Raw genomic sequence first — 16,476 nt, forward strand, 5'->3', positions numbered from 1 at the left:
GTTAAATTTTAATATGCAAGTTTCCATATTCATCTATAAAAAACTTTTGATTAGGGTAGACGATTGAAGCAGCTGTAGGTTCTTCTACAATTAAAGGACCTTCTGCTTCCATACCGGGCTCTAATAGATCTCGATCATATACTTTTGTCTTAACCCATCCGTTTTCCTCAAAATAAACATTCCGTATTTCTTTAACCGCTTCCTCTATCTTTTTACCTGTACCTTTTATTTTGTTGAGAGAAGGTTTTTCGACATGGCCAAAAGAAACTAAATGCATATTAACAATTTCAATCGCTTTATCTTCTAGCTTGAATGTGTAATTTTTTTCGTGTTCTTCATGGAAAATTGTTGCGATCTCGTCAAGAGAATTAGAATTCCATGCACCACTTGGTACATTAACTTTTACAGTATGTTCCTGTCCAGCATATCTTAAATCAGCCATTCTGTGAAATAACATTCCAGATGATTCGATTCCTTGTTTTTCTAATTGGATTTGCGCTTCTTTTTCAATGCTTTCCCATTGTTTATTCATAATATCTATATGATCTGTATCAAGTTTATTAACAAGTGTTTTTATAAAATCATAACGCAGATCAGTCATTAACATTCCGAAAGCCGAAAAAACGGAAGAGGCGATCGGTACAATAACTTTCTTCACACCGAGTTCTTTTGCTAAAGCAGATGCATGTAATGAGCCACCACCTCCAAATGCAATTAATGAAAACTCGCGAGGATCATAACCTTTTCTTACTGAAATAAGTTTAAGAGCATTTAGCATATTGGAATTGGCTAATCGAATGATGCCTACTGCGGCTTCTTCAGTTGACAAACTAAATGGTTTTGCTATCTTTTCCTGAATGGCCTTTGCAATTTCTTCCATACTGCTTTTTGTATTAAAGTTCGCTAATGATAATCTTCCCGTAAACAAATTGGCATCGGTTGTCGTTGGATTTTCGCCCCCACGACCATAGGCCACAGGACCTGGTGTAGACCCAGCCGACTGTGGACCAACTTGAAGAGAACCTGAATCATTGATATGCGCAATGGAACCGCCTCCATTTCCGATTTCAACAATATCCACAACCGGGACTTTTATTGGATAGCCAGCACTTTTTTCATTCTTCTCTATATAGTAGTCAGTCGTTATTTTTACTTCGCTTTTGCTTATAAGTGAACATTTTGCAGTGGTGCCACCTATATCAAACGCAATAATATTTTCTTCGCCAAGTAATTTTCCTAAAATGGAAGCACCATAAATTCCTGCCACAGGACCTGATTCTACCAAGTTAATCGGTGTTTGCTTTGCTTGTGTGAATGAAGTAGTTCCACCATTAGACTGCATAATGTATCGTTTTCCATCTAACTTTAACTCATTTAACTTTTTCCCCAGTTGATTTACATAAGACTCAGCGATAGGTTTTACATACGAATTAAGTACAGTTGTATTTGTACGTTCATATTCACGCCACTCTTTCGTCACTTCATAGGAGCAGGTGACAGCTAACTCTGGCCATACAGACTGTATATATTCCGCTGTTTGTTTCTCATGGGTTGGATTTTGATAGGCATGTAAGTAAGCGATTGCAATTGCATCAATATTTTGTTTTTTAAAATATTCTACTATAGATTTTAATTCTTTTATATCTAGCGGTGTCAATACCTCTCCTTTGTAATTTACTCGTTCATTTACTTCTTGTCTTAAATATCTCTCGACGAACGGTTTAGGCTTTTCATAACGTATATTAAATAAATCCGGACGATTACCTCTGGCAATCTCTAAAACATCACGAAACCCTCTAGTTGTAATTAAAGCGGTTTTTACCCCTTTACGTTCTGTTAGTGCATTAATAATTATAGTAGTTCCATGTATAAAAGTATCAATGGATTCTGTATTAATACCACTCTTTTTAATGACATTAATTACTCCTTCTTCAAAATTTGCAGGAGTTGTATCAGATTTTTTAGTACCGAAGTTTCCATTCTCGTCTACGTAGACAAGATCAGTAAATGTTCCGCCGATATCTGTAGCGATTCTCATATCTAGGCTCCTCCCATGTTGTACCAAATAAAGGTACACTGTATCTATTTATTTAAATCTATTTTATACTAAATTTTTAGAGTATACAATAGATTTATATTATTTTTTTTCAATGCTGATATAATAAAGATAATAATTATATGATGGAGTGAGTGGAATGACTTTAAAAACATTAGATAGCGCATTAGAGATTTTGAAATATTTTACTAAAGATAAGGCGACATGGGGAGTTAGAGAGCTTGCCAAAGAAATGGAGAAAAGTCATTCGGTTGTTCATAGAATGCTCGTAACATTTGAAAAACATGGTTTTTTGCAAAAGGATATAGAAAGTCAAAAATATGAACTGGGCTTGAAGTTTTTTGAATATGGGTTGATTATTCAAGAAAAGTTAAAATTCAAAGATATGATCATGCCATATATGGACATGATTGCCGAACGGTCTAGGGAAAGTGTTTTTTTAACATTGGTTGATGGGACGGAAGGGGTCTGTATTGCTATAGCAGAAAGTAATCGCTCAATAAAATTTGAGGTAACGATTGGTACGCGCACACCGCTGTATGCTGGTGCTTCTTGCAAGTCAATCATGGCATATTTACCAAAAGAATTAAAAGACGAAATTATTAAGGCAGGTTTAAAGGAGTTCACTGATAATACAACCATAGAACCGAATGAACTGTTATCTGAACTAGATGAAGTAAAGAGAAAAGGATATAGTTATACGATTGGTGAATATACGGATGATGTTGTTGGTATTAGTGTGCCAGTATTTGATCATAACGGAAAAATATTTGCTTCTCTCACGATTGCTGCTCCTTCTTACCGAATTACAGATGAGATAGCTATGGAATGTTTATCATTACTTAAAGAAGGTGTTAAGAATATTCAGGAAAAAATTAACTCATATAGTATTACACAAAGTATAGGTGTCCTCCACAAGCAATGAGTATGGTCATTGTAGAGATTTTATATAAAATTAATTGAACATTAAGATTCTATTAGATCAATATTGAAAAGAAAAATACATGCAAATCTCTAAAAAAGGTTGACAAAATAAAAAAAAAATTGATTTAATATGACCAAAATCGTTACACTGTATCGTTTATCGGAACAGTTTTTTGTTGCTGTTTGAAAACGTTGCCAAATGAAACGAAACTCAAATTAAATCAGGAGGATATTTTATGGTATATAGTGAAGTTTCTCATTTAGAGTGTTCTAAATGTAAGGCGAAATATGAGCATAATCAAGTACTGAATCTTTGTAAATGCGGAAAGCCATTGTTTGTAAAGTATTATTTGGATAATTTAGCTAATGAATGGAATAAGGATTCCTTAAAGAACCGAGAACCTAGTTTATGGCGATATCACGAATTATTACCTATCGTTCATAAAGAAAATGTAGTGTCTCTTGGAGAGGGTATGACCCCTCTGTTGCGTATGGATCAAATGGGAAGCGAATTACATATTAATGATTTTTATTTAAAAGACGAATCTATCATTCCGTCTGGTACTTTTAAATCACGTGGAGCAGCTGTTGGAGTATCTAAAGCAAAGGAATTAGGCATTCAAACTATTGCTATGCCTACCAATGGAAATGCTGGCGCTTCATGGGCTGCTTATGCGACACGTGCAGGTATTAAAACAAAGATCGTTATGCCGGAATCAGCACCTACAATTCCACGGAATGAATGTTTTATGACTGATGCGGATTTGTACTTGGTGGATGGATTAATTAGTGATGCTGGACAAATAATTGGAAAAGCAGTTCAGAAGTATGACTGGTTCGATGCCTCCACTCTAAAAGAACCATATCGAATTGAAGGAAAAAAAACAATGGGCCTAGAAGTTCTGGAACAATTAAATTGGGAAATTCCAGATGTTATTTTATATCCAGCAGGAGGCGGAGTAGGAGTAATCGGTATTTATAAAGCAATACTAGAATTACAAGAAATAGGTTGGATCACTGAAAAATTACCAAGATTTGTTGTCGTTCAGTCCGACGGTTGTGCACCGATTGTAAGAGCATGGGAAGAGAATAAAAGAGAATCAGATTTCTGGGAAGATGCCGAAACAGTTGCATTCGGTATTACGGTACCAAAGGCATTGGGAGATTTTCTCGTTTTGGATATACTTTATAATACAGATGGATGTGCAATGGCAATATCGGATGACGACATGTTGAAAGAGCAGAAACATTTAGCTGCAATGGAAGGAATATATATTTGTCCAGAAGGTGCCACAACAATAGCTGCAACAAGAAAATTGCGTGAAAATGGTTGGATCAAGCAAAACGATAAAGTAGTTGCAATTAACACAGGCTCAGGCATTAAATATCCTGAGATTGTGGAAAGTAAAATTCCAATGTTACAAAAGGATGAGGAATTGTAATTTACAAAAACATTTTTTAATGCAGAAATAGATGTTGGAGGGCTATTCTCCGACTCTACCAACTATTGTATATGAAATTGAAGATGCCCACAAACCAGTAATCCTTTCTTACTGCTCACTGGCTAAAAGTGCGTTTATCTTCCAAAATCATTATGATTCTCTCCTTTACTAAGGTAGGGTACGTGGGATTGGTTGCAAGATAGCCCGACGTTATTCTGCTTTTCCGAATGTGTTTACCGATAATACTTTTAAATGTGGATTAAGACATTTTCTGCAGCCGCAACAGTTGTTTGCAGTAAATCCGGTTTACCACTTAGTACGTTTAAACGCGCCCGAAAGGATACCCGTATTTTCTAGTGATTATCCTTGTCAGTAAGATAGAAAGAAATTATAGTTTAAGAGGAGAAGGACTGTTAACGGAACAGAACATATCTAAATAGACTTTTGTTAATATTGGAAAGTTGCTCTATGTGAGAAATTTGGTTCAGACCCCGCTACGATAAAGCTTTAAGACTAAAATTTAATGTGGATTTAATGGGACTAGCTCTATTAGTATGTGACAACGTGTAAAGCTAGTCCTTTTAATTTACAATTCTTCAATCTTCCTTCCTGTAAATTTCGGTTTCCATAAGAAACTCTCATGACGGCAAAAAGCACACCGCCACCATCTATCATGAAAAGTATTTACATGCAAAACAAACACTCAAATATGCGTAGCAATTACTTTTTATAATGGTTAATATTAATTGCTCAAGGCGACTAATATACGTTTAAATTACCGTAAACTCAATTAAAATGGATGTGAAAAAACCTTAATTTGAGGGCTCGGTTTATCGTTCCTTACTCTCTTTATCCTATACATACATTCAAATGTCCGTTGCATTTGTCGATCTAAAATTTTAGATGGAATTTTTACAGCTTTACACTGAGGAAAAAGGAATCTTAAATTAAAATACTATTGACAAACTTAAAACTATATACTAGTATAATTGTATACAATTATTTTTGCGCACCTAACTAGGAGTGAAAGAAAATGAATTATCCAGGTACAACAAGGCTATCAGCAAAAGACTACGCTTACTTTGAAATAAAACAGAAGATTTTGGAAGGAGAATTGGCACCATCCCAATCTATCGTTGAGGAGGAATTATCATCTCAACTTGGAATTAGCAGGACACCCCTAAGAGGAGCCCTTCAACAATTGGAGTTTGAGAACTTGGTAGAACGAAAATCCAATGGAAGGTTAAAAGTCCCATCTATTTCTATTCAGGAAGTAGAAGAAATCTTCACGGTAAGAATGAAGCTAGAGGAAATTGCCGTTGAACAGGCGACAGATAATGCTACAGAGGATGATATTCATAATTTATCCAACATTGTTTATATGATTAAAAAAACATATGGAGATGGAAGAATCGAGGATATCCTGTATTACGGGGCACAGTTTCACAATTATCTTTATGATCTTAGCGGAAATCGCACAGTTAGTCACATTTTAACCCAGTTAAATGATCAAATTCATCGCTATAGAAGATTGGTTCCAGTGCAAAATGTCGATCGCAATAAAGAATCAGGCGAAGAACATGAGATCATACTCGATCGTATTGCCCAAAAGGATAGCCAAGGTGCCAAAGCTGTGATGCAAGAACATATTCAAAATAGTTTGGAAGCTGCAATTCATGCTATTAAAGCATTTAAAAAACAGTTTTAAAATCTGTATTGGAGGACTGGAACATGACAAAATGGAATTTTAACACGCAAGCAATTCATAATGAACAGGAACCAGATGCACAGACAGGGGCAGTATCTCAACCGATTGTCCCTGCTGTCGCATATTCGTTTGACACCGCAGAAGATGCTGTTGCGGTTGTAAATGGAGAAGCAGAAGGGGTGTATTATGGCAGGTATGGAAATCCAACATCCAGAAAACTGGAATTGAAGGTTGCATCTTTAGAAGGTTCTGAAGATGCACTAGCAGTTAGCAGTGGGATGGCAGCAATCAGTATTGGCCTGATGAACTTTCTTAGCCAAGGCGACCATGTTGTCGTAACAAAAGATGTATATGGTGGTACACATAAATTTCTTTCTACAATAGCACCAAGATATGGAATTGAATATGATTATGTCGATTGCACCGATGCGAGCGAGGTTGAAAAAGCAATTCAGCCAAATACACGTGCAGTCTATATTGAAAGCCCTTCCAATCCAAGTTTGACTTTAATTGATATTGAAGCGGTTGCAAAGGTGGCAAAATCACACAATATTCCTTTGATTGTTGACAATACTTTTATGACACCCTATTTGCAAAGACCTTTGGAACTTGGAGCTGATGTAGTGGTACATAGTGCAACAAAATATTTAAACGGTCATGGGGATGTCGTTGCGGGGATTGTTTGTGCAAACGAAGATGTCATCGCCAACATGCGAAAAAATGTGATGGGTGACCTAGGGCAACACATCAGTGCTTGGGATGCATTCCTGATTCTAAGAGGAATCAAAACACTAGGGATCCGTGTTAAACAGCATTGCCGGAATGCTTTAAAAATAGCTGAGTTTCTTGAAAAACATCCTGTTGTGGAAAAGGTTAATTACCCTGGATTAGCTTCACATCCACAGCATGATTTGGCAGTTAGGCAAATGGATGACATGGGTGGGATTGTATCCTTTGAAATTAAAGGGGGTGTAGAGGCAGGAAAAAAATTCATCAGTTCATTAGATATTGCGATGATTTCGTTTAGTCTGGGTGACCCAGAAACACTTGTGCAACATCCAGCATCGATGACACATGCATCCATACCTGAAGAAGAGTTGCATAAGTTTGGTATTTCGACTGGATTAATCAGACTTTCGGCAGGTTTAGAGGATGTTCAGGATATTATCAATGATTTAGATCAGGCATTATCAAATGTGGGGGAAAAAGTACAAATGTGATTAAAATGCTTTTAATGAAAATGGTGGTTATTTAGTTAGCTATTACACCACCATTTTATACCACCAAATTTATTAAAGTGTCTCATTCTATATTGAAAAAATGATACAAAATAAATGATATGCAAATTACAAATGTAAACGCCCATTGACAAAAAACTTTATCCGTTTTGATAATGGATAAGAACCCTATATATAAATTACTATAAAGTCGTAGATTTGAAAAAAGAAGGTGTCATGAATGCAAAACGAGATTGGCAATGAGGTAGCCATAATAAAAGAGAAGTTACTATATTGGAGAAGACATCTACATGAATATCCTGAATTATCATTTGAGGAAGTGGAGACATCGGAATTTATTTATTCCCAATTAAAAAAGCATAGAGAATTGGAAATATTCCGTCCAACTAAAACTAGTGTAATGGCTAGACTAATAGGTAATGAACCGGGTAAAGTAATAGCCATTCGTGCTGATATGGATGCGCTACCAATTACAGAAGATAATGATCTGTTGTTTAAGTCCAAAAAACATGGTGTTATGCATGCGTGTGGACATGATGCCCATACCGCAATGTTACTCGGTGTCGCAGAAATACTTGTTGGTTTAAAGGAACAGATAAAAGGGGAAGTTCGATTTATATTTCAGCATGCTGAGGAACTTCCGCCTGGTGGCGCCCAACAGATGGTAGATGCTGGCGTTATGGAAAATGTTGACCAAATTATTTGTGCACATGTGCGCTCAACTATGGAAATAGGTAAGGTAGGTGTGCTTGCGGGTCCTGTCTTGTCTTCCCCAGATACTTTTTCAATTAAAATTATAGGAAGTGGTGGACATGCAGCAAAACCACATCAAAATATAGATAGTGTAATTATCGCTGCTCAGGTGGTGACCAACCTTCAGCAGATTGTATCAAGAAATATAGACCCAATCGATGATGTTGTCCTATCAGTTACACAAATACATGGGGGAACAGCGCTTAATGTCACTCCAGGGTTTGTTGAATTGAGTGGAACGGTTAGAAGTTTTGATCCGAATCTAAGGAAGGATATACCAGCCCAGATGGAAAGAATTATCAAGGGAATAACAGAAGCACATGGCGCTTCCTATGAATTTGAATTTAAAAATGGGTACCGTCCTGTTATCAATGATGAAGAGTTAGCACAGGTTGTTAAGGATACAGTAATTGACTTGTATGGAGTTGATGCCTTAGGTGAAATTCGTAGAGGGATGGGTGGCGAGGATTTTTCCGCTTATTTACAAAAGGCGCCTGGATGTTTTTTTTATCTAGGAGCAGGCGAGAAAAATGCAACAAAAAATTATCCACACCATCACCCGAAGTTTACAATCAATGAAAATGTGCTTCCCCTGGGAGTTAACATTCTTGTAAACGCTGTCATGAGATTAATGATGAAGTAAGGAGATGTATCAGAATGGTTGATCCATCAAGATTGAAAAAGTTTCATAAGTATATGGAAAAAGAATGTTTGGATGCAGTTTTTATTACATTGCCAAGAAGTGTTTATTATTTTACTGGATTTAATACGAATCCTCATGAACGTTTTTTCGGTTTATACTTAGTGTTAGGCGAAGAACCTGTATTAATTGTTCCTGAATTAGATTTGGAAAAAGCGACCCTTAAATCAAACGTCCAGAATATACTCACGCATAGGGATGGCGACAACCCTTTGAAAATATTAAAAGAATTGACTACCCAAAGAATCGGAAAATGTGGGGTGCAGAAAGAGCATTTAACGTTAGCAAGATTTGAAGAAATTGATAGTGTTATTATGGCCGAATCTTATATTAATGTAGATGAAGAGATTCAGAAAATGAACGTAATAAAATCCCAGGATGAAATTGTAAAAATAAAAGAAGCCATTCGCATCTCAGATGAAGCACTGTATGAGGGCTTGAAAATAGTAAAACAAGGGATTAGCGAGTATGAAATAGCCGCTGAAATTCAATTTCAACGAATTAGGTTAGGGGCTGATGGTGGCGGATTAATGGTCGTGTCCGGTGAAAAGTCGGCTCTGCCTCATGGTCGTACTGGAGATCGAATTATAGAAGAAGGGGATCTTCTCTTAATTGACGGTGGAGTTCAGAAGGATGGATATGTATCGGATATCACAAGAACATTTGCGGTTGGAGAAATTAATGCGGAGAAAAAACGCATATACAATACTGTCCTGGAAGCGAATCATGCTGCAATAGAAGCAATTAAACCAGGTATATCTTTTGGAGAATTAGACACGATCGCTCGTAACATTATTATTGAAAAAGGGTTTGGAAAATATTTTACTCATCGCTTGGGACATGGTATGGGGATGAATAACCACGAATATCCTTCCATTCACGGTTTAAATCAAGATTTCATACAGGCCGGAATGGTATTTACTGTAGAACCCGGCATCTATGTACCTGATGTTGGAGGAGTACGAATTGAAGATGATGTTGCAGTTACTAAAGACGGTTTTGAAATTTTGACCCATTTTCCGAAAGAGTTAACAATTTTATAAATTATAAACTCTAAAGTTTAAGGAGGTGATCATGGTAGATTATATACCTATTTAGTAGTGAAATATAGTGGTGCCGGTCAAATATTTTATATTAGAAGTAACTATAAACAATTATGAACTATTACAAGGAGGAAAATTAATGAAGAAGATTTACCTTATGATTATACTAGCCGTAGTTCTAATCCTATCTGCTTGTACCGAGGGCACTGCAAATACGGATGGAAACAATACAAGTGATGAGCCAAAAAACAATGAAAATAGCAGTGATGAACTTCGTACAGATTTGAATATTGGAATTGAGGGAAGTCCAACAACACTTATTCCAAACACAGATCCAAACTTTGTTAAAGACTTGCACTTAAAAAGTATTTTTGAACCATTGATTGGTAGGGATCCAGACGGTACATTGACTCCACTTTTGGTAACGGAATGGGAGAATGTTGATGATTTAACTTGGAAATTTAAATTACGTGAAGGTGTAAAATTTCATAATGGCGAGATATTAACACCTGAAGCTGTCGAATATTCTATTGACTATATTATGGATGAAAAAAATAAATCTGGATACAGAGGTCACTTTGCACCTATTGAAAAAATTAACATTATTGATGAATTGAATTTTGAAATAATTACTAGTGAACCAATGCCTACATTGCCTATTAAATTAGCTGATAACATGTTGATCATGGAACCTAAACATATGGAAGAAGTTGGGGATAAAGCAGCTGAAGATCCAATTGGTACCGGTCCATATAAGTTTGTTGAAATGGTTAGGGATCAAAGTTTTAAAATGGAAGCATTTGAAGATTACTGGGGTGGGGATCTTGATATTCAAACTGTAAATTTCCGGGTGATACCGGAATTCAGTTCAAGATTGACAGCTTTTTTAGCTGGTGAAATTGATTTGCTTAATAATCTTCCAGTTGACTCAGTTGATAAAATCTTGGAAAGTGACCGTGGGGATATTGAATCAATCAGTTCAGCACGTATAATTTATCTAGGATTGAACGATAAGGAAGGTAGTCCATTTCTAGATAAAAGGGTTCGTCAAGCTGCTAACTATGCAATTGATCAAGACAGTTTATTAGAGAACATACTTAATGGTCATGGTACTAAAATGACAGGACCAATTTCGGAAATTAGTGAGGGTTATTCAGAAACAAAAGAATATGAATACAATCCTGAAAAGGCAATGGAACTATTAAAGGAAGCTGGATATGAACCAGGAGAATTAAAAATGACGCTTGAAACAACAAATGGTCGATATCCTATGGATGCACAAGTAGCACAAGCGATATCAACACAAATGAATGAAGCAGGTTTTGACATAAGTGTCCAAGTAAATGATTATTCTACACATGTAAGTAAAATTGCAGAAGGTGAAATAGAAGATATCTTTGTAAGTAGTATGGGAACACAGTTCGATGCATTCGGAACACTTGATAATCTATTTGTACCAGGCGGGACCTTTTTAATTCATACGGCGCCACAGGAGATACAAGACAAAATTTTACATTCCGGAACTATTATGGATCCGGAAGAAGCACAAAAGGAATTTGATGTATTACAAGAGTGGGTCGTTGAAGAGGCGGTAATGATTCCATTATGGCAACAAGGGGATATCTATGCGATTGATAAAAACTTGGAATTCCATCCACGTGTGGATCAGCGATATATTTTAACGGATGTAAAATGGTTAAATTAAATTCTAAATAGAAATTAATTTAAAAAATGAAGTATTATATTTATTTGAAGACAAAGGCTGCTATACAAAAATTAATAAACCATTTTTATAGTAGCTTTTAATTTTGAGATAATATTAAAAATCATTGATTCTAGCACACTGTCATTAAGTTTGACGAATCATAAATGGACGAAGTTCCGTAAACAAAAGCGGGTGTTAAGCTACATTTACGACTTGTGTTTATGGATAAAGAAACTGTATATCCAGAAAAAGCAGTGATAACAAATGTCATAGAACATGACAGAAATCTACTAGAAGTACTTGTAGATGATAAGGACGCCATGTATGTGTTTGGCCGTGGATGTGTTGACTACGAAAGGTTTGATCGAATGACAGATGACGATAACTTTTTCATTTCAAGAATGAAGAAAAACGCCGTCATTCGTGAAGTAGAATCCTTTTCGATTTCTGAAAATTCTACCATTCTATCTGGCAAAATGGTTTTCATCGATACAGTCCAATATCGTACGGAAAATGACTTCCGTCTTCTCGAGGTGGAGGATACAAAAGGAAACGTTCTTCGATTGATTAATAACCTTTTCGATTTACAACCTGATGAAATTAGTGATATATACCTTGTACGTTGGGAAATAGAGTTAATTTTCAAATGGTTTAAACAGCATGTTGCTAGGGTTCTAGTTTTTTAGTAAAACTGATAGAAGTCAGTTTACTAAACATTCCAACAAAATTTATAAAAACGCTAGTGATTAAAAATAATATTTTATTGAGCCAAATTAATAACCTACTAATGTTTGTCTCATGGAAAAGGAGGATCTTATGCTAGGATATATATTAAAACGTGGTGTACAGACATTGATTGTTCTTTTTATTACGGTGGTTTTGGTGTTTTTTATTATACGCTTAACTGGTGATCCCACGTATTTATATATGCCGGATGATGCCACAGATGAAATGGTTGAAGAGTTTCGCAAGCAGATGGGATTTGATCGTCCAATGTATATGCAGTTTGGAAACTTTTTAAAGGATGTGGTAACAGGTGATTTTGGGGAGTCTATTATGTATCGACAAGATGCATTATCCATGGTTCTTGCTAAACTACCGGCCACATTTCAACTAGCATTTGGTGCATTATTTATTGCTATAATGGTTGCTATACCTATAGGAGTGATTTCTGCTTATAAACAAAATACGATTTTCGACAGAATAGGAACAGGTTTTACTATAGTGGGGCAGGCAATTCCAGGATTTTGGTTAGGACTTTTGCTGATTCTATTGTTTTCTGTAACTATTAAATTATTCCCTTCAGGTGGTGGGGGATCTGTACTCCATTTAATTTTACCTGCAGTCACACTTGCGGCTCATAGTGCTGCGCGATTTGCAAGATTTACCAGATCGACAATGTTGGATGTATTACGTAAGGATTATATTCGCACTGTTAAATCTACTGGTGCACCGATGTATTCAATTCTATATAAATATGCATTGAAAAATACATTGATTCCTCTTATAACAATAGCTGCCTTGGATTTAGGTGTTCTATTGGGTGGAGCGGTTATTATTGAGTTTGTATTTTCTTGGCCTGGGTTGGGTCAATTACTTTTAAATGCAATGATGGGGCGAGATTTCCCGGTTGTTATAGCGGGTGTCTTTTTCATAGCATTAAGTGTTTCAGTTATAAACTTTTTTGCGGATATACTATATGGTCTTGTAAATCCACAGGTTCGGTTAAAGTAAGGAGTGATTTAATTGGCCAAAAAACTTGAAGATGTACAAACACAACAGGTTACAGTAGTACAAACATCACAAATAAAAGGAAGTAAAAAATCAAAATTTAATTATTATCTAAAGGAACTTATTCATCACCCTAGTGGTTTTACAGGGGCTATCATTCTAGTAATTGTCATTCTTGTCGGTATTTTTGGTAAAATGATTGCCCCTTACGATCCCATGGCTATGGATCTTGGTCTTAAACTTTTACCACCACTTTCGGAGGGGCATATTTTGGGGACAGATCAATTAGGTCGGGATATTCTATCTAGGATAATTGTGGGAACGAGGGTATCATTGATAATCGGTGGGGTTACAGTTATAGGTGCTGGTATAATTGGAACCGTTATTGGTATTATTTCAGGGTATTTTCGAGGATGGATAGATGCCGTCATAATGAGAATTGTTGATGTAACATTAAGTTTTCCATTTATATTAATGGTACTTGTCATTAGTACCGTACTTGGTGCAGGGTTGAAAAATATTATTTTTGCCTTAATTATCGCTGGATGGGTAGCTTTTGCAAGAATAGTAAGAAGCGAGGTACTAGCTCTAAGGGAAAAGGAATTTATTATTGCTAGTATTGCTACGGGCGTTCCCCGATGGGAGATAATTGTAAAACATATTTTACCTAACCTTTTTACCCCTATTATTGTTTTGGCTTCACTTCAAACAGCTAATTATATTATTGCAGAAGCTGGAGTAAGTTTCTTGGGCTTTGGAATTCAGCCACCAACTCCTGCATGGGGGAATATGCTAAGTGAGGGAAGAGATTTTATTTTCAGTTCCTGGTGGTTAATAACTTTCCCCGGTATTGCAATCTTATTAACAACCTTGGGAATAAACCTAGTAGGTGACTGGTTAAGGGATGTACTTGATCCTGAATACAAAAAGTAGGGGGTTTTTATAATGCCTAATGGGGATGTTGTATTAAAGGTAAATAATCTAAAAACTTATTTTCATACAAGTCGTGGAACAATTAAAGCAGTAGACGGTGTCGATTTTGAGGTCAAAAAGGGTAAAACAGTTGGATTGGTCGGCGAATCTGGGTGTGGGAAAAGTGTAACATCACTTTCAATTATGGGATTGCTACCAAAACATTTAGCAAAAATAGAAGATGGTGGAATTAATTTTAATGGGGTAGATTTAACTAATATTAGTGATCGGGAACTCAGGGGTATAAGGGGTAATGAAATATCAATGATTTTTCAGGAACCTATGACTTCTTTAAATCCGGTCTTTACAATTGGTCAACAGTTAAGTGAACCTCTTAAACAACATACAAAAATGAATAAATTAGAAAAGAAAAAAAGAATCATTGAAATATTAACATTAGTTGGTATACCGAGACCAGAGGGAGTTTATTCGCAATATCCGCACCAGCTATCTGGTGGGATGAGACAAAGGGTTATGATCAGTCTGGCTATGCTTTGTAATCCAAAACTCCTAATAGCCGATGAACCAACAACGGCGCTTGACGTTACTATCCAAGCGCAAATTTTGGAACTTATTAAAGAAATTAAAGATAGAACTAATATGTCTGTAGTTTTAATAACCCATGATTTAGGCGTTGTCGCAGAAATGTGTGATGAAGTAATCATCATGTATGCAGGTAAAATTGTGGAAAAAGCGGATGTAAAAACAATTTTCAATCTTCCAAAACACCCTTACACAAAAGGACTTTTAAAGTCCCGTCCAGGTATGAGTCAAAGTGGAAGAAAGCAGAAATTAGAATCGATTCCTGGAAGTGTGCCCAGACCAGATGAGATGCCAATTGGATGCACATTTGCACCTAGATGCCCTTTTGCTATGGAAAAATGTTTTTCTGAAAAACCGCCTCTTTATCAATTGGAAAAGCAAGTATCTAGATGCTGGCTTCATGAGAATGAGGGAAAGGAGATATTCTAATGTCTGAAGTTTTGCTAGAAGTGAAAGGCTTAAAACAGCATTATAGTATAGATCAGGGTTGGTTAAAAGAAAAAAAATACGTAAAGGCTGTTGACGGTATCGACTTTAAGGTTATAAAAGGAGAGACATTCAGTTTAGTTGGTGAAAGTGGTTGTGGAAAATCCTCCACTGGAAGAACCATTCTACGACTTAATGAGGCAACAGACGGGGAAATTATTTTTGAGGGTCAAAATATTGTGGAATTGTCATATAGAAAAATGAGAAAATTTCGGAAAAAAATGCAAATGATTTTTCAGGATCCATTTGCTTCACTAAATCCCAAGAAGACAGTGCGTCAAATTTTAATGGAGCCTTTGCGTGTTCATAACTATTATTCAGCGGAGGAACGTCTAAACAAGGTAATTAAAATTTTAGAAATTGTTGGTTTATCACAATATCATCTTGATCGTTATCCTCACGAATTTTCTGGTGGTCAAAGGCAAAGAATTGGAATTGCCAAAGCCGCAATATTAAATCCAGAATTAATTATTGCCGATGAGCCTGTATCCGCTTTAGATGTATCAATTCAATCACAAGTAATTAATTTATTGCTAAAATTACAAGAAGAATTAGGGCTCACTTATATATTTATTTCTCATGACCTTGGGGTTGTTCGTCATATTTCAGATCGCGTTGCCGTAATGTATCTTGGGAAAATCGTTGAAATTTCTAATACAGAAGAGTTATATAACAATCCTTTGCATCCTTATACGAAAGCACTAATGTCGTCGGTACCTATTGATCATCCAGAAGAGGTTAAAGAGAGGATTATTTTAACCGGTGATGTCCCTAATGCTGTTAATCCACCAAGTGGATGTGCGTTTCATCCAAGATGTCCATTTGCCATGGATATATGTAAAAATGTTAATCCTGTACCTACAGAAAATCCAAATGGGCATACTGTTTCGTGTCATCTGTATGAATAGGCTTTTGGTTTGTACATTAAAAAAGGAAATGGATAGGATCATTATAAACATCTATTTACCACAGCTTTAATTGATTTTTATATAATTTGTTAGGTTAATTCAAACGGATAACCACTAATTTTGTGGAAGTTAATACCAGCTAAATCATGTCGAATACTCATACGTGTTGATTATTCGGGTTTGCTGGCAATTTAATTGTATACAATTACACATATATTTAGTAGAAGTTTGCGGTTGTTATTGTAAGACGGAAAGAGTGTGTCCGTG

General features: G+C 35.9%; 12 protein-coding genes and 1 pseudogene. 12 read left to right on the plus strand and 1 reads right to left on the minus strand.

The window, feature by feature from the left end; genetic code table 11:
* Nucleotide 1: 1 nt before the first annotated feature.
* Nucleotides 2-2,038 carry a hydantoinase/oxoprolinase family protein gene (locus SPD89_RS14955; RefSeq protein ID WP_336262754.1) on the minus strand — a complete coding sequence of 679 codons (2,037 nt, stop codon included), beginning with the start codon at nt 2,036-2,038 and terminating at the stop codon, nt 2-4.
* A gap of 157 nt (nt 2,039-2,195) precedes the next feature.
* Between SPD89_RS14955 and SPD89_RS14960 the strand changes: the two genes are divergently transcribed.
* From SPD89_RS14960 to SPD89_RS15015, 12 genes and pseudogenes are all read left to right on the plus strand, one after another.
* Nucleotides 2,196-2,981, plus strand: a complete 786-nt coding sequence (locus tag SPD89_RS14960) for an IclR family transcriptional regulator (protein WP_336262755.1) — start codon at nt 2,196-2,198, stop codon at nt 2,979-2,981.
* A 235-nt stretch (nt 2,982-3,216) separates the two neighbouring features.
* Nucleotides 3,217-4,422: a threonine synthase gene (locus SPD89_RS14965; RefSeq protein WP_336262756.1), complete on the plus strand. Its 1,206-nt coding sequence runs from the start codon at nt 3,217-3,219 to the stop codon at nt 4,420-4,422.
* A gap of 1,033 nt (nt 4,423-5,455) precedes the next feature.
* A complete protein-coding gene (locus tag SPD89_RS14970; protein WP_336262757.1) occupies nt 5,456-6,130 on the plus strand; it encodes a GntR family transcriptional regulator in 675 nt (224 codons plus the stop codon).
* A 23-nt stretch (nt 6,131-6,153) separates the two neighbouring features.
* Entirely contained in the window at nt 6,154-7,350 is a 1,197-nt protein-coding gene (locus SPD89_RS14975; RefSeq protein WP_336262758.1) for a trans-sulfuration enzyme family protein, read from the plus strand.
* 238 nt (nt 7,351-7,588) lie between these two features.
* Entirely contained in the window at nt 7,589-8,764 is a 1,176-nt protein-coding gene (locus tag SPD89_RS14980; protein WP_336262759.1) for an amidohydrolase, read from the plus strand.
* A gap of 14 nt (nt 8,765-8,778) precedes the next feature.
* Nucleotides 8,779-9,864, plus strand: coding sequence for a M24 family metallopeptidase (locus tag SPD89_RS14985; RefSeq protein WP_336262760.1), 1,086 nt, complete (start codon nt 8,779-8,781; stop codon nt 9,862-9,864).
* Between the two features lie 139 nt (nt 9,865-10,003).
* Nucleotides 10,004-11,569 (plus strand): ABC transporter substrate-binding protein, encoded by a 1,566-nt coding sequence (locus tag SPD89_RS14990; protein ID WP_336262761.1) that lies wholly within the window; start codon nt 10,004-10,006, stop codon nt 11,567-11,569.
* 114 nt (nt 11,570-11,683) lie between these two features.
* A pseudogene (locus tag SPD89_RS14995) lies at nt 11,684-12,234 on the plus strand (IS4 family transposase); the annotation flags it as partial.
* Nucleotides 12,235-12,385: 151 nt separating this feature from the next.
* Nucleotides 12,386-13,303 (plus strand): ABC transporter permease, encoded by a 918-nt coding sequence (locus SPD89_RS15000; protein WP_336262762.1) that lies wholly within the window; start codon nt 12,386-12,388, stop codon nt 13,301-13,303.
* Nucleotides 13,304-13,315: 12 nt separating this feature from the next.
* Entirely contained in the window at nt 13,316-14,233 is a 918-nt protein-coding gene (locus tag SPD89_RS15005; RefSeq protein WP_336262763.1) for an ABC transporter permease, read from the plus strand.
* Nucleotides 14,234-14,245: 12 nt separating this feature from the next.
* Nucleotides 14,246-15,244 (plus strand): ABC transporter ATP-binding protein, encoded by a 999-nt coding sequence (locus SPD89_RS15010; RefSeq protein WP_336262764.1) that lies wholly within the window; start codon nt 14,246-14,248, stop codon nt 15,242-15,244.
* Nucleotides 15,244-16,209 carry an ABC transporter ATP-binding protein gene (locus SPD89_RS15015; RefSeq protein ID WP_336262765.1) on the plus strand — a complete coding sequence of 322 codons (966 nt, stop codon included), beginning with the start codon at nt 15,244-15,246 and terminating at the stop codon, nt 16,207-16,209. Before SPD89_RS15010 ends, SPD89_RS15015 begins: the two co-directional genes overlap by 1 nt.
* Nucleotides 16,210-16,476: the final 267 nt, after the last annotated feature.

This window comes from Pseudogracilibacillus sp. SO30301A (assembly GCF_037072025.1).
Classification (GTDB): domain Bacteria; phylum Bacillota; class Bacilli; order Bacillales; family Amphibacillaceae; genus Pseudogracilibacillus.